General features: G+C 70.4%; 13 protein-coding genes. 4 read left to right on the plus strand and 9 right to left on the minus strand.

Going from position 1 to position 14,881, the window contains the following annotated elements:
* Positions 1 to 55: 55 nt before the first annotated feature.
* A complete protein-coding gene (locus JOD97_RS24355; protein ID WP_209724349.1) occupies positions 56 to 964 on the minus strand; it encodes a DUF535 family protein in 909 nt (302 codons plus the stop codon).
* A 311-nt stretch (positions 965 to 1,275) separates the two neighbouring features.
* Here JOD97_RS24355 and JOD97_RS24360 point away from each other — a divergent pair, with 311 nt between their 5' ends.
* Both JOD97_RS24360 and JOD97_RS24365 read left to right on the plus strand, forming a co-directional pair.
* On the plus strand, positions 1,276 to 2,910 hold the full coding sequence (locus tag JOD97_RS24360; RefSeq protein WP_209724351.1) for an ATP-binding protein: 1,635 nt from the start codon (positions 1,276 to 1,278) through the stop codon (positions 2,908 to 2,910).
* Positions 2,897 to 3,547, plus strand: a complete 651-nt coding sequence (locus JOD97_RS24365; RefSeq protein WP_209724353.1) for a response regulator transcription factor — start codon at positions 2,897 to 2,899, stop codon at positions 3,545 to 3,547. Before JOD97_RS24360 ends, JOD97_RS24365 begins: the two co-directional genes overlap by 14 nt.
* Positions 3,548 to 3,576: 29 nt before the next feature.
* Here JOD97_RS24365 and JOD97_RS24370 read toward each other — a convergent pair whose 3' ends face one another.
* The 3 genes from JOD97_RS24370 to JOD97_RS24380 form a co-directional block, all read right to left on the minus strand.
* Positions 3,577 to 3,810: a DUF6139 family protein gene (locus JOD97_RS24370; RefSeq protein ID WP_209724355.1), complete on the minus strand. Its 234-nt coding sequence runs from the start codon at positions 3,808 to 3,810 to the stop codon at positions 3,577 to 3,579.
* A 65-nt stretch (positions 3,811 to 3,875) separates the two neighbouring features.
* The gene (locus JOD97_RS24375) at positions 3,876 to 5,915 is read right to left on the minus strand and encodes a glycosyltransferase family 9 protein (protein WP_209724357.1); all 2,040 of its coding nucleotides are present in this window, start codon (positions 5,913 to 5,915) and stop codon (positions 3,876 to 3,878) included.
* A gap of 63 nt (positions 5,916 to 5,978) precedes the next feature.
* The gene (locus JOD97_RS24380; protein WP_209724359.1) at positions 5,979 to 6,833 is read right to left on the minus strand and encodes a glycosyltransferase family 2 protein; all 855 of its coding nucleotides are present in this window, start codon (positions 6,831 to 6,833) and stop codon (positions 5,979 to 5,981) included.
* 45 nt (positions 6,834 to 6,878) lie between these two features.
* Here JOD97_RS24380 and JOD97_RS24385 point away from each other — a divergent pair, with 45 nt between their 5' ends.
* Both JOD97_RS24385 and waaF read left to right on the plus strand, forming a co-directional pair.
* Entirely contained in the window at positions 6,879 to 8,129 is a 1,251-nt protein-coding gene (locus JOD97_RS24385) for an O-antigen ligase (RefSeq protein WP_209724360.1), read from the plus strand.
* Positions 8,126 to 9,163: a lipopolysaccharide heptosyltransferase II gene (waaF, locus tag JOD97_RS24390; RefSeq protein ID WP_209724362.1), complete on the plus strand. Its 1,038-nt coding sequence runs from the start codon at positions 8,126 to 8,128 to the stop codon at positions 9,161 to 9,163. Before JOD97_RS24385 ends, waaF begins: the two co-directional genes overlap by 4 nt.
* 14 nt (positions 9,164 to 9,177) lie before the next feature.
* On the opposite strand, the gene JOD97_RS24395 is transcribed toward waaF, so the two are convergent.
* From JOD97_RS24395 to JOD97_RS24415, 5 genes are all read right to left on the minus strand, one after another.
* Positions 9,178 to 9,918, minus strand: coding sequence for a thioesterase (locus tag JOD97_RS24395; protein ID WP_209724364.1), 741 nt, complete (start codon positions 9,916 to 9,918; stop codon positions 9,178 to 9,180).
* 17 nt (positions 9,919 to 9,935) lie between these two features.
* Positions 9,936 to 10,604 (minus strand): hypothetical protein, encoded by a 669-nt coding sequence (locus JOD97_RS24400; protein WP_209724366.1) that lies wholly within the window; start codon positions 10,602 to 10,604, stop codon positions 9,936 to 9,938.
* Positions 10,605 to 10,758: 154 nt separating this feature from the next.
* Positions 10,759 to 12,942 (minus strand): tetratricopeptide repeat protein, encoded by a 2,184-nt coding sequence (locus tag JOD97_RS24405; protein WP_209724368.1) that lies wholly within the window; start codon positions 12,940 to 12,942, stop codon positions 10,759 to 10,761.
* 22 nt (positions 12,943 to 12,964) lie between these two features.
* On the minus strand, positions 12,965 to 13,180 hold the full coding sequence (locus JOD97_RS24410; RefSeq protein WP_209724370.1) for a hypothetical protein: 216 nt from the start codon (positions 13,178 to 13,180) through the stop codon (positions 12,965 to 12,967).
* Between the two features lie 22 nt (positions 13,181 to 13,202).
* Positions 13,203 to 14,876, minus strand: coding sequence for a phospholipase D-like domain-containing protein (locus JOD97_RS24415; RefSeq protein WP_209724372.1), 1,674 nt, complete (start codon positions 14,874 to 14,876; stop codon positions 13,203 to 13,205).
* Between the last annotated feature and the right edge of the window lie 5 nt (positions 14,877 to 14,881).

Raw genomic sequence — 14,881 nt, forward strand, 5'->3', positions numbered from 1 at the left:
AGTGTTTCCGGAGTTTCCGGTGTGTGCAGTGGCCGTGGCCGGCGCGGGCCGAAGATCACACGCCCGCCCTGAGCGCCGCGCACACTGCGTCCCCCAGCTGCGTCAACATCTCATGCCGCTTGCGCACCTCCGAGCGCTTCTTGGACGGCACCAGCGCCAGATCCGGCTCGGCCGGCGCCGCGCACGGCAGCGTATGGTCGCCATCGGCGCGCCGCTCGGCCCCCAGCTCCGCCCACAGCGCGTCGTAATCGGCGTGCACCTTGCCGCGCCGCGCCGCGCGCCAGGCCGCGCGGTTGTCGTTGCCGACCAGACGCAGCTCGCCGCAGCCCTGCTCATGGGCGATGCGCGCCAGCAGCCGTATCATCAGATTCTTCGGCCGCAGCCCATGCAGCTCGCGCGTGGCCTCCTTGATCAGCTCAAGCCCGCGCGCGTCCCGCGGCCCCTGCATGCAGCCGACGAACAGCCCCATGCCGGAGCGCCCCGGGGCGTCGGCGGCCAGCGCGAAGAACGAGAACGCGCAGGTGTACACCGCCGCGCCGCCCTGCAGCAGTTGCAGCGCCAGGTCGCCCTCGCGCTCCATGTGGTCGACCGCGCTCAGGCGGATCACGTACGGCAGGCCGGACTTGCCCGTCACGCCGCCGATCGCCACGCTGGCGCGCGCGGCGCGCACCGTCAGCGCGGCCATTCCCTGGCGCAGGATGAAACGGTAGTGCGCGCCCAGCAGCTCGACGCGCTGGTCGCAGCTGAATTTCTTGCTCAGGTAGGGGCGGTAGATCTTGTAGACCAGCTGCGGCTTAGCCTTGACCAGCTCGGTGAACATCGGGTGCGAGTTCAGCAACTGCAGCCAGCGGCTGCTGGCCGAGCGCGCCAGCAGCGCGCGCAACGCCAGCTTGGCGCTGGCGCCGAGCCGCTTGAGTCCCGTGCGGGCGGCGGTGCCGGAATGGAGGGTGATCAACTGCGACATGGGGCGTCTTTCAAGAATGCCGCCGCCCGGGTCGGGCGGCAATGACGGCCGACGGCGCCGGGACGCGGGCCGTCGCGGGGGTGCGGGGGCGGCCGACAGCGGGTAAGCTGTTGTCTCGATGCAATTAAATTGCCGTCAGGGTAAGGCGATGGTAGACTCCGTGTAACGCAATGTAAATTCGTGTAAATCCCTACGCGTTTCCCTTAATAATTGCGCGCAAGAAAACACGGCCGCCGCTGGCGCGCCGGCGCCCAGTAAGGGTTTCCCTTAGCGCCGCGCCGGCGGCGGCCCTCCGCACACGGACCGCATCGATGGCTTTGCCCCCGCTCACCACGCGCCACTGGCGCTTCCCGGCCTTCATCGCGCTGTACCTGCTGCTCGACTGGAGCACCTACCTCGATCCGCTGTACGGCTTGAACATCACGCCGTGGAACCCGGATCCGGCGCTCGGCCTGGTGCTGTGGCTGCGCTACGGCTGGCGCCTGGCGCCGGCCTGGTTCATCGCGCTGGCCGCCGGCGAGGTGCTGGTGCGCGGCATGCCGGCCGGCCCGGCGCTGACGGTGCTGATGTCGCTGTGGCTGATGTTCGGCTACGGCATGATCGGCGAGGCGCTGCGGCGCCGCTTCGCCGACGGCGCCATCTTCGACGACCGCCGCGGCCTGTTCGACTGGGTCGCCATCCTCGCCGCCGGCACCGCGCTCAACGACCTGGTCTACATCGCGCTGCTGTCGCTGGGCGGCCTGATCCCCGCGGGGCAGTGGGGCGCGGCCGTGCTGCGCTTCGGCATCGGCGACCTGGTCGGCGCGCTGGTGTCGATGCCGCTGATCTGGATGCTGGCCTGCCCGGCGCGCCGCCGCCAGTTGCGCGCGGCCGTCTGGCGGCTCGAAACGCTGGGCTACCTGGCGCTGGCCGCCGGCGTGCTGTACCTGGTGTTCGGCAGCATCGCCACGTCCGAATTCAAGGAGTTCTATTTCCTGTTCCTGCCGGTGATCTGGGCCGCCTCGCGCCAGGGCCTGCGCGGCGCGGCGCTGATGGTGTGCCTGCTGCAGGCCGGCATCGGCGCGCTGGTCAAGTGGAACCACGCGGTCGACATCGCCGTGCACGAGCTGCAGATGCTCGACGCCGCGCTGGCGCTGGTGGGCTTTTCGATCGGCATCGTGGTCGACGAGCTGCGCCAGGTGTCGACCGAGCTGAAACGCTCGCTGCGGCTGGCGGCGGCCGGCGAGATGGCCGCCGCGCTGGCGCACGAGTTGAACCAGCCGCTGACGGCGCTCGGCGCCTACGGCAAGGCCTGCGAACTGCTGCTCGAGCGCGGCGACAGCGGCCCCCTGCTCAAGGACGCGGTGCGCCACATGATCGCCGAGTCGGGGCGGGCGGCCGAGGTGGTGCGGCGCCTGCGCGATTTTTTCCGCAGCGGCGCGCTGCGGCTCGAGGCGGTCGCGCCGGCGCCGCTGGTGCGCGAGGTGGCGCGCCAGTTCGCCGCCGCGCTGCGCGAGCACGGCGTCGAGCTGGTCATCGGCGAGATCCCGGCGCCGGCGGTGCTGGCCGACCGCGTGCAGCTGGCGCTGGTGCTGCGCAACCTGGTGGCCAACGCGCTCGAGGCGGCGCAGGAGCGCCCGCCCGGCGCGCGCCGCGTGACGCTGTCGGCGCGCCTCCTCGGCGGCGGGCGCGGCGGCGATGGCTGCCTGCAGCTGACGGTCGAGGACAGCGGCCACGGCGTGACCGAGGCGCTGGCGGCGGGCCTGTTCGAACCGTTCGTGTCGACCAAGGCCAGCGGGCTGGGGCTGGGCCTGGTGCTCAGCCGCGCTATCATGGAGGCGCACGGCGGCTCGTTGTGGGCCGAGGCGGGCGGGCATGGGGTATTCAGACTGGCGCTGCCGCTGGCGCGCGCGGGACAAGCGGAACAGGAACAGGAACAGGAGCGGGGTGGCGATGGGCACAAATGAGGCGGGCGGGCGCGAGGCGGGCGGGCGCGATCTGGCGGTGATGATCGTCGACGACGACGCGGCGGTGCGCGACGCGCTGGGATTGCTGCTGGGCGTGCGCGGCTACCGCACGGCGGTGTTCGCCAGCGGCGAGGCCTTCCTGCAGGCGTGGCGGCCGGACTGGAACGGTTGCCTGCTGGTCGATATCCGCATGGCCGGCATGGACGGCCTGGCGCTGCAAGGCGAGCTGGCCGCGCGCGGCTGCCGCATCCCGGTGGTCGTCATGAGCGGCCACGGCGACGTCGGCACGGCGCGCGCGGCGTTCCGCGCCGACGCCGTCGATTTCCTGGAAAAGCCGTTCGACGACGACAAGCTGATCGCCGCCATCGACGAGGGGCTGGCGCGCGCGCGCCAGGTCGGCGGCGAGCAGCGCCGGCGCGGCGCCGGCGCCGACCGGTTGGCCTGCCTGACGCCGCGCGAGCGGGAGGTGTTGCAACTGGTGGTCAGCGGTTGCCACAACCGCCAGATCGGTCCGGCGCTGGGGATCAGCGTGCGCACGGTGGAGGTGCACAAGGCGCGCCTGATGAGCAAGCTGGGGGTGGACAACGTCGCCGACCTGGTGCGGCTGAGCATGCTGGAGGCGGGCGACGCGCCGTAGCGGCGCGCCGTGATAACGCGCCGCCGGCGTTACAGTTGCTCGTTCAAGCTGGTGATCGCGTAGCCCTTGGCGCCGATCTGCTCGAGCGGATGGACGATGTGATAGCGCGGCAAGTCATCGCTGTCGTCGTCGACCTCGACCTGCCGGGCCTCCGGCTGCCAATCGGTGTTGGTCGCTTCCTCGGGGATTGGCTTTCCTTCCGGAACCGCCAGATAACTGTGCTTCCCCTGTGCTTCATCTCGGCAATAAATATCCACGCGCATGACATTTCCTCCTTGGACGAAAAAATCATAGTACCGGATTTTCGTTGGCCGGCGCGCACGGCCGCTCAGGCGGCGGCCGGGGCCGCCTCCGCGCACCATAGCCGCACCAGCCCATGCACCTGCGCCGGGGTGATCGCCAGCATGCAGGTGCAGCGGGCCGGGTCGGCGCAATGGCCGCAGGCCGGCGCCGTGACCAGGTTGTGCGCGCGCGGCCCCACCGCCGCCCAGCGCGTGGGGTCGATCGGTTTGAGCGGTGGGAACAGGCCCACCACCGGGCGTCCCAGCGCGGCGGCCAGGTGCAGCGGCCCGGTGCCGCTGGCGATCAGGCCGTCGCAGCCGCCGACCAGCGCGGTGAACGCCTCCAGGTCGAGCCGTCCGCACAGGTTCTCGACGTTGGGCAGCGCCAGCAGGGCCGGCGCCTGCGTGGCCAGCAGTTCGCCCTCGGCGGCGCTGCCGGTGATCAGCACCCGCACGCCGTCGGCGTCGGCGCCGAGCAGGCGCGCCAGCGTGGTGTAGTGTTCGAGCGGCCATTCGCGGCCGTTGCCGTTGGATTTGGGATGCAGGATCAGCTTGAAGCCGGGGCCGGCCAGCACGGCGTCGGCGGCCGGGTGGCGCGGCACCGTCAGCCCGTACAGCTTCGACACCTGCTCGAGCGAGGGCACGTAGTCGACGCCGAGCGGCAGCAGCAGCTTGAAGCTGAGCTGGGCCTCGTGCAGCGGGGTTTTCTTGGCGCTGATGTTGATCAGGCGGTTGCAGGTGAACCAGTGGTAGACCCGGCGGCTGCTGCCGACGCGGCGGGCGATGCCGGCGCGGCGCGCGGCGATCGCCAGGTTGCGCCGAGGAAAGGCGAACAACACCGTGTCGCAGCCGCTGCGCGCCATGCCGCCGGCCAGGTCGTCGCCCAGTTCCTCGAGCGTGAGCACGCGGTCGACGTGGCGGCACTGGGCCACCACGGCGGCGGCGTAGCGGCGGCAGACGAACACGATCTCGCAGTGCGGATACAGCTGCTTGAGGTAGCCGGCCAGCGGCAGGGTCAGCACGACGTCGCCGATGTTGTCGGTGCGGGTGATCATGATGCGGCGCGGCGGCGGCACGTGCTGGCTGGCCAGGCACATGCCGCTCAGGCTGCCCACCATCATCACGTAGAACGCCTCGGGCGCGAGCGGGCCCGGCATGGCGCCGCCGAGGGCGAGGCCGACGAACGCGGCCACCAGCACCAGGCCGGCCAGCGCCAGCGCGTGCTGGCCGCGGTCCGGACGGCGCAGCTGGCCGGCGAAGTGGAACAACGGCGCCAGGTACAGCAACAGCATCAGGCCGGCGCCCAACGGGTCGGCGCCGGCGACGTGGCGGCGCGCCTCGTCGATGGCGCCGCCGAGGCGCGCGGCCAGGCCGCCGGCCGGCAGCGCGCAGGCCAGCGCCAGCGCCAGGCCGCACAGCGCCAGCAGGCCGCGCCGCGGCAGGGCGCGGCCGTAGACGAGCAGCGGAATCAGCGCCAGCGCCATGGCCGGCCAGCCGCGCGCGCCCGACAGCAGGGAAGCGGCTATGCCGCACAGCAACGCGACAACCGGCAGCCAGGCTTGGCGCGTGGTGCGCAGGGCGCCCAGGCCGCACAGGCCCGTCAGGCCGCACACCAGCGCCAGGTCGGCGAAGCTCAGCGCCTGGGAGGGCAGGCCGGGCGCGTGGGCGCCGCCGAAGGCCTGGTACATCGCCAGCAACGCCGCCGCGATGCCGGCGGCGCACAGGCCGGTCCAGAGTTGCTGGGCGCGCGGGCGCAGGTGGTACATGGCGCCGATGGCGCCCAGGCCGAGCAGCGCCAGCGCCGGCGCGGCCAGCGCCGCCGGCCCGGCCGGCGGCAGCGCGCGCGCCAGCGCCACGGCGAACCAGGCGCCGAAGGCGGCGATCACGCCGGCCAGCTCGAACCAGTATTGCTGGTAGACCTTCCACACCGGCCGCAGGCGCGAGATGAACAGCAGCAGGACCGCCAGCTGCAGCGCGCCCACGCCGGCCGCGCCCGCCAGCGCCAGCGCGGGCAGCGCGAACAGCAAGGCGGAAGCAAACGGGCTGCCGGTCTCGGGCAGCGGCAGCGAGTTAACGGCAGTCTTCATGGGCGAGAGAGAGGGGGCGGAGGGTCCGGGGTGGCCGCAACGCAATATGCCGATTATAGCAGTTCATTGCGGCACTATCTGGGCGGCGGCCACGTCCGCCGGCTGTTGTTGCTGCAGTCCCCTAACGGCCCGCGTGCAGCGGTCGATGGCGCGCTGGCGCACCACGGCGCGGTTGCTGCCGGCCTGGTCGCGCTTGGTTTCCTTGTGCCACAGGTGGAACACCTCGGTGGCGAAGGCGCCATCCTTGCGCATCACGCCGGCGTTGAACAGGCGCACCACCAGGTCGGCGTCCTCGTGGCCCCAGCCGACGAAGCTCTCGTCGAAGCCGTTGACCAGTTCGAGGTCGGCGCGCCAGACGGCCAGGTTGCAGCTTTTGATGCGGCGCCAGGTGAAGCGGGTGCTGGTGCGCTTCCAGTCGGGCCAGGACATCAACAGTTGCAGCACCTTGTTGAGGTCGCCCCGGAGGCGCCAGCGCAGCTTGTCCATCAGGCTCAGCCGGTGCAGGTCGAGGTGGTGTTCCAGGGTGCGGCGGGTGGCCGCCTCGCTCAGCAGGACGCGGCTGCCCGAGACCAGGTGGCCGCGTTGCGCCAGTTTCCGGTGCTGGCTGATAAAATTTCGCTGCGGGATGCAATCGCCGTCGAGGAAGATGATGTAATTGCCCTTGGCGGCCAGGGTGCCGAGGTTGCGCGCCCGGGCCGCGCGAAATCCTTTGTCTTCCTGCCACACATGGCGCAGCGGCAGCGGCGCGCGCGCCTGCAGCGCGGCCACGGCCTGGCGCGTGTTGTGGCCCGAGCCGTCATCAGCGATAATGATTTCGTAGCCTAGGTCCGACTGCGCGAAGCACGCCTCGACCACGGCCGTGAGGGCGTCGGGCCGGTTGTAGGTCGTGATGATGAGTGAAATAGTGACGGCTGACATGTAAGAAGTGCTACCAGTGCCCTGTTGTAATAATCGAAAAAATGAATGAATAATACCTTAACCAAGTTCGACGTCCGCACTGTCTTTATCCACAGCCTGGTCTTCAGTTTGCCATTTCTGGTCTTGATCACCAACTTTGGCGTCGGCTTGTGCAGCGTTGGGTTTTTGGTGGTGGCACTGTACCACTGGCGCCGGGCGGCGCCAGCATTGTTACCTCATCTTACTAATATTCGTGGTGTATTGGTAGCGGTCGGCCTGTTCCTGCTGTTGGCCGTGGCCAACGCCGCGTTCAGTCCCGACGGCCGCGCGCGCGACCTCGAAAAGCCGCTGCGCATGCTGCTGGCGGCCAGCGCCATGCTCACCGTGCTGGTGTGCCGGCCCAGCCGCAAGGCGCTGTGGTGGGGGCTGATCGCCGGCGCCTTCGCCGGCGCCGCCTTCATCGCCTACCAGCGCTGGGTGCTGGGGCTGGAGCGCCCCGGCGGCCTGATCAACTCGATCACCTACGGCGACCTGATGCTGCTGATGGGCCTGCTGTGCCTGGCCGCCACGCTCGACTTCGCCGGCCGCGCGGCCGTCTGGCCCGCGCTCGGCGCGCTGGCCGGCCTGGTCGGCTCGATCGCCACCGGCACCCGCGGCGGCTGGGTCGCCATCCTGTTTTCGATGGTCTTGCTGGCGCGCTACGGCCATGTGCTGCGCGGACGCCGGCGCAAGGGCCTGGCGCTGCTGGGGCTGGCCCTGCTGGTGAGCAGCTATTTCATCCCGCAAACGGGCGCGCGCGAGCGCCTCGACCAGGGCATCAACGACGTGCGCCAGTATGTCGACGGCGAGCAGCGCTACACCAACGTCGGCGTGCGGATCGAACTGTGGCGCACGGCGTTGCACGTGATCGAGCGCAGCCCGCTGGTCGGCGCCAGCGCGCCCAACGTCAGGCGGCAGCTGGAGGCGATGGTCGAGAGCGGCCAGAGCCGGCCGTTCGTGCTGGAGTTCGAGCATTTTCACAATGATATGGTGCAACAACTGGTATATGGAGGCATCATCGGCTTGCTCGCCTGGCTGGCCACGCTGGTGGCGCCGTTCCTGTTCTTCCTGCGCCAGATGCGCCAGCCCGGCCTGGCCGCGCCGGCGCTGGCCGGCATGCTGCTCACGCTGAGCTACTTCAGTTTCGGCCTGACCGAAGTGATCTTCTGGTCGGTGCGCAGCGCCATGTTCTATGCGCTGATGATGTTCTTGCTGGTCGGCTTTTGCCTGAGCGGCCGCCAGCCCGGCGCGCCGGCGCACGCGCGGACGGTCGCGTGAACGCGCCGCGCATCCTGGTCATCTCGCCCAACTGGATCGGCGACGCGGTGATGGCGCAGCCGCTGCTGCGCTTGCTGCGCGCGGCCCATCCGGCGCACGCCATCGACGTGCTGGCGCCGCCGGCGGTGTCGCCCGTGTGGCGCCAGATGGCCGAGGTCGACGAGGTGCTGGAGACGCCGTTCCGCCACGGCGCGCTGCAGCTGCGCGAGCGCTGGAAATACGCGCGGCTGCTGCGCCGGCGCGGCTACGACCAGGCCTACGTGCTGCCCAACACGATCAAATACGCGCTGATCCCCTGGCTGGCCGGCATCCAGCGGCGCGTCGGCTACAAGGGCGAGAGCCGGCATGGCCTGATCAACGTCATGCACCACGACGAGACGCCGCCGCGGCCGATGGTGGCGTTTTACGCCGCGCTGGCCGGCGCGCCGGTGGCGGCGCAGGACCCGGCCGCGCGGGCGGCGCTGCCGCGTCCGCGGCTGGTGGCGAGCGCCGCGCAAATCGCCGCCGTCTGCGCCCGCACCGGCATCGATCCGGCGCGGCCGCTGGTGGCGTTCGCGCCGGGCGCCGAATTCGGCGGCGCCAAGCGCTGGCCGGCGCGCCATTTCGCCGGTCTGGGGCAGGCCATCCTGGCCAACGGGCCGTCCACGCAGATCGCCTTGCTCGGTTCGCCCAAGGACAAGCAGGCCTGCGCCGAGGTGGCGGCTGGCATGCCGGCCGGCGCGGCCGTGTTCAACCTGGCCGGCGCCACCAGCCTGGCCGAGGCGATCGCGCTGATCGCGCACGCGTCGGCGGTGGTGGCCAACGATTCGGGCCTGCTGCATATCGCCTCGGCGCTCAACCGGCCGGTGGTGGCGCTGTACGGCCCCACCGATCCCGATCACGCGCCGCCGTTTTCCGACCTGGCGGCGTCGATCTCGCTGCGCCTCGATTGCTCGCCGTGCAGGCAGCGCGAGTGTCCGCTCGGGCATCAGAATTGCATGGTGCAGATGGAGCCGGAGCTGGTGTGGCATAGCTTGCGGCCGATGCTGGCGTGAACGTCCGCTAGCGTTCAGCGCTCGCCGATCCGTCGCAGCGCCTCGCGCGCGATCGGCGCCGACACCACGTGGGCACCGTCGAATTCCGCGTACCGCACGTCGTAGGCCTCGGTCGCCAGCTGCGTGGCGATGGCGCGCCCGCGCTCGACCGGCAGCACCGGATCGCCGCTGCCGTGGGCGACGAACACGCGCGGGCGCTCGACCCGCCGCAAGGGTTTCATGAAGCCGGGCGAAAACGCCAGGATGTCGCTGAACAAATCGCCGTTCATCAAACCGACCGACAGCGCGTACGAGGCGCCGTCGGAAAAGCCGCCGATGACCACCGCTTGCGCGTCGACGTCGTAGCGCCGCATGGTCCACGCCAGCGCGCGGTCGAGGAAGGCCAGGTCCGGGCCGTAGCCGCCGCGGATCACGTCCCAGCTGTCGGTCAGCGAGCGTGGTATCAGCAGCAGCGCGCCGTGGCGCGTGGCGTGCGCCAGGACGATGTCGTCGGCGCCCCCGAGCAGCTGGCGCACGCCGTGCAGCAGCACGATCAATTGTAGCGGGCGCGCCGGCGCGCCTTCGGCCTGCGGCGGCGGCACGTGCAGGATCGCCTGGCGGCCGTTGCCGAACGCCAGCCGGTGGCGCCCTGGCGGCAGCGGCAGCGGCGCCTCGCGCTGTTGCAGCGCCGTGCGCCGCAGCGCCGGGCGGGCGTGCAGATGGCCGTCGCTATACGGGGATGGCGGCGCTGGCGCGGCAGGGGACTGGGTGGCCACGGCGCCTCCGCATGCCGTTATTTGGGCGTGCGGACGTAGGAGGTCAACTCCCAGCTGTCGCGGTTGAAGATGCGGCCCTGCCAGTCGGTGTCGCGGTAGTCGAGCTTGACGAAGTTGTTCAGCTCCGGGACGAACCACACCGTTTCGGTCAGCTGGCCGTTGCCGCCGGTGCTGCCGGTCGCCTCGCCGCGATACAGCGCCTCGACCACCACCTTGATGGCGTCGAACTCGCCGGCCGGCACCTTGATTTTTTCCCAGTCCAGCACCTTGCCCTTGATGGTGTAGCGCCATTGCTTGCCCAGCTTCTGGTTGTCGCCGGTGGCCTCGGTGCTCCATTCCTTGCCGGGCGTGAGCGGGAAGGCGAAGCGCGCGAACGACGGCGCGAAATGCATCGAGCCGCGGTCGACCGGGTTCATCTCCGCGCTGAACAGCTGCTTGGTCAGCAGCGCGTTGCTGGCCGCGCGGCGCACCTCGACGTGCACGCCGGCGTCGTCGACGGCGGTCACCTCCATCTTGTTGACGTTGCCTTTGACGCCCTTCCACACATCGGTGTACTGGTAGGTCCAGGAGTCGCCGACGGCGGGCGTGGGGGCCGGCGCGGGCAGGTGCGCCTCGGCCAGCGCGAACGGTCCGGCCAGGACCAGGCAAAGGGCGATACAAGTTTTCAGGGTGCCGCTGGTACGCATGCTGTCTCCTTTATTTGTAATATGTTCGCCAACATTATCACAATCGGAAGGCCGTGGGACGGTTTTGAAACGCCGCGCCGGCGATGGTGTTTCGCGCGCCACAGCGCGGTTCTTGAAGAGCTCGGCTCGTGGGCGGGGCAGGCCCGGACCGGGATCACGCGCGAGCGAGGGAGCGCATGATCGCCGCCTCGTTCTCGCGGTAGCGCGGATCGGGATCGCACGCGATCGCCCGGCGGATGTGGGCCAGCGCCTCGTCGCGCTGGCCCAGCGCCATGAACTCCGCCGCCAGGTTGTTGTGGGCGCCGGCGTGGCGGGGATTGACGGCCAGCGCCGCCAGCGCGTGGCGGATGGCGCGCCCGCTGTCGCCCAGCTCGGAGGCGGCCATGCCGGCGTTGGCGAGCAGGTCGGCGTCGCGCGCCTCGTGGCGCAGGGCGTCGTCGTAAGCGGCCAGCGCGCCGGCCGCGTCGCCGGCCATCAGGCGCAGGTTGCCCAGTTCGCGCAGCGCGCGCCATTCCGACGGCTTGATGACCAGCGCCCGCTCGAAGTCGGCGCGCGCGCCGTCCGTGTCGCCGCGCTGGGCGCGCAGCATGCCGCGGTTCAGGTGCGCCTCGTGGTACGGCGGCGACAGCGCGATCGCCTTGGCGTAGGCGGCCAGCGCCTCCTCCTCGCGGCCGTCGAGCCGCGACAGCAGGTTGCCCAGGTCGTTGTAGTACTCGGCGTAGAACGGATCGCAGGCGATGGCCTCGCGCAGGCGCTGCTCGGCGCGCACGGCGTCGTCCACCAGTTCGTAGACCTGGCTGGTGTTGTAGATCAGGATGGAGCGGTGCAGCTGGAACTGATCCTCGCCGTAGACCTTGACGATGTCGGCGATGCCTTGCTCGCACAGCGCCAGCGCCTCGTCGAACTTGCCCTGGCGCGCCTTGATGTAGGCGTAGGCGTTTTCGGCGAAGACCTTGATGTAGGCGTGGCGCGGATGGTCGTGGAATTTTTCGTCGATCAGGCGCAGGTTGCGGAGGGCGCAGGCCTCGGCGGCCGCCAGGTCGACCGGAATCTGATAGCGCCCGTACGTCATCGATTGCGCGTACAAGGCGGTGGGCACGAAGCGGCTGTGCGGCGACGTCGCGAGGAAGTCGTTCAGGAACGCCAGCGCGGCGCCGGTGTAGCCCATCGAGTAGAGGACGAAGGCGGCGTTGATGAACAAGCCGTCGACGGCGTCATGGTCGCTTCCTTCGCGGTGGCGGCGGGGCGCCGCGTACAGCGCCGCGAAGAACTCGAACCAGGTGTCGTACAAGCCTATCCCCATCAGCACGTCGCACGGTTCGACCAGCGCCTCGAGGCGGCGCGCCGGATCGCGGATCGCCAGCGCGTGGCACAGCACCAGCGGACCGGCGCCGGCCAGGTGGCGCTCCAGGGCCGCCGCGTGGCGCGCGTGGTGCAGATCGTCCATCAGGCCGGCGGGCATGGTTTCGGCGTTGCGCGCGCCGATCGGATCGCTCCGGCATCCGGCGGCGACAAAGTCGGCCGCCAGCACGGCGCGGCGGGCGTCGCCCAGCGTGGCCAGGTGCAGATCGATGACCGCGGCGACGGGCAGGGCGGCCGCCACGCCGAGATCCTTGCCCAGGCAGGTGGCCAGGGTTTTGCATACCGACGGATTGCCGCCCGACTGCACGTACAAGGCCCGCCGCTGCGCCGCGCCGAGGTGGCCGATGCCGGCGGCGGCGTCGAATTCGGCCTCGGTTGGCGGCGGCAGCGCGATGACCGGCAGCTCGCCGCAGCGCGTGGCGCCGCCGCGGTCGAGCAGGATGAAACGCAGTTTGCCGGACGGACCTTGCAAGCGTCGCAGGATGTCGAGCAGATGCCTGGACGTGGGCGGCATGCGCTCGGCGTTATCGATCACCAGCGTCGTCGGGTCGGCCATCGCGTCGATGACGAATTCGGCGAGGCCGACCAGCAGCTTGTTTTGATATTCGTGATGATAAAACCGCGTGCGTTCCTCGCGCGGTGCGGTGCCGGTCAGGTCGCGCGGCACCCTGAACGCCGCGCGCGGCCGGCGCGGCCACAGACGCTTGAGGCTTTGCTCGTGGCGCGCCACCAGCGCCGGACGGTTGCCGTCGGCGTCGTCGAGCAGGCGCTCGATGAACGGCTCGAAGCCGGCGAGGTAGCCGTGCGTGTGGCCGTCGCCGTCCAGCTCCCACGGCGTCGCGCCGGGGAGGGCGGCCGTGGCGGCGGCGCGCGCGGTGGCGCCGGCGCCGAGGCCGCGCGCGGCGGCCACCACGACGATGCCGTGCGCGCGCAGCGCCGCCGCTATCGGCTGCGTGAAGTCGTGGCGGATGTCCATGTCCGGCCGGCCGTGTCGACGCTCACACGGTGCCCAGGTACGGCGTGGTGGTGCGGATCCTGACCTTGGTGACGGTGACCTTCTTGATGACGGAGGTGCCCTTCGGCGCGCCGGACTCGTAGACCAGTTTTTGCTCCTCGGTGCTTTCCTCGCGCTCGTCCGTTTCCGTCTCGGTGATGATCTCCGGGTATTTGGCGTTGTGCGGGTTGGTGCTGGGAGTGGTGCTCAATTCGCTCATGATGCGGCTCCTTCGGTTGTGATTACACTGTGCTGCGGGAAAAATACTGGCGTTGCCGGCTCCTGAAGCCGGTGCCGTAGTAGTCGGCGGCCCAGCTGCGGTCCTCGTTCAGCGGCTTGCTGACGAACGGCTTGCCGGACTGCGCGGCCGATTGCACGGCGTCGCGGAACGCGTAATGCGTGTACGAGCGCATGAATTCGCCCAGATAGATGTCGGCGACGTCGTGGTCGCCGGCGATGACCAGCATGTTCTCGTCGTTTTGCTTGCTGGAGGCGGCGCTGAAGTTGGCCGAGCCGGTGATCACCAGCGGGCGCGCGCCCAGCGGATCGAGCAGCATGAATTTGGTGTGGACGAACTGCACGTGTTCCGCCATGGCGTTGCTGCGTTCGATCAAGAACTGGTCCAGCGCGTTGGTGCGCAGATACGCGCCGATCGCCACCCGGCCGCTTTCGGTGGCGCGGATTTGCCGCACCGTTTGCTTGAGCTTGTCCACCTGCGTTTTGTTGCCTTTCAAACCGTCCATCAGCACGTAGCGCAGGCCGGCGTGTTCGGGCGCCAGGGCCTGGCCCAGCTGCGCGTCGATGGAGAACGCCAGCGTCAGCAGCACGACGTCGGCCTGGCCGATCCCGGCGATGTAGCGGTCCAGCGCGTCGCGCTCCTGCCTTGGGCTGAACACGGGCGTGCAGCCGTCCGGCCAGCGCGCCGGCAGCGGCAAGGCGGCGGTGACCGCTGCGCGCAGGTCGGCGCCGCCGGGATCGGCCGACAGCTGTTCCCAGTAGGCCAGGAAGCGTCGCGCCACCGCTTCGTTCCACACCTCGTGGCCGGCGTTGAGCTGGCCGAAGAAGCCGTTCTGCGACCAGTTCACCGAGCCGCTCCACACCGCCGCCGGCGTTCCCTGTTTCGACAATACGAGGAATTTATTGTGGGCGATGTAGCTCGGATTTTGCTCGCGCGCGATGGCCGCGTCGTCCAGGTGCGCGGCGTCGATCTGGTCGATGTTTTCTTCGCGCGGGAAGGCCGGGCTGTCGTCGTCGCCGTTTTGCTTGGCGTCGTAAATGAGGCGCACGTCCACGCCGCGCCCGCGCGCCTGGCGCAGCGCCGCCAGCACCGGCGCGTAGCGGGCTTCGTAGATCGCCACGTGCAGCGCGTCGCCGCTGTGGGCCTGGTCGATGAAGGCCAGCAGCGATTCGAGCAGCCCCCGGCTGAGCCAATCGAAGGCCTGGCCGTTCGGCACGTCCTCCGGCGCGCGGTTGTTGAAGCGGCGCGCGTATTCCTGCGCCGCCACAGCGCCGCGGTTGAAATGCACGGCGTGGCCGGATGCCGTGCGCGTGATCGTGCGCACCGTGACCGCCGCCTCGGCCAGCGTCGTCAGCGCGGCCGGCGTGCCGCCCAGCGCGACGACGCGGTAGGTGTAGTCGGCGTCCGGCTGCGCGGTGTAGTCGGCCCACTGGAAGGTTTGCAGCGGATGGCGCCGCGTCGACACCAGCGCGCCGCGCGCGGTGCCGGGATCGGTGGACAGATAGCGCTTCTGGCTTTGCAGCCAGTCGGCGCGTCCGGTGCCATGGTCGGTGCGGTGCAGCGCGAAGCCCTGCAGCCCGCCGGCGCGCGCGGCCGGCCAGTCGAAGCCGAAGATCACGACATGGCTGCCGGCGATCGCCTGCACGTGCAGGTCGCCCTCGGTGCGGTGTGCGCGCATGCGTC

Origin of the sequence: Duganella sp. 1411, assembly GCF_017833525.1 — a bacterium.
In the GTDB taxonomy this organism is placed as follows: Bacteria; Pseudomonadota; Gammaproteobacteria; order Burkholderiales; family Burkholderiaceae_D; genus Rugamonas.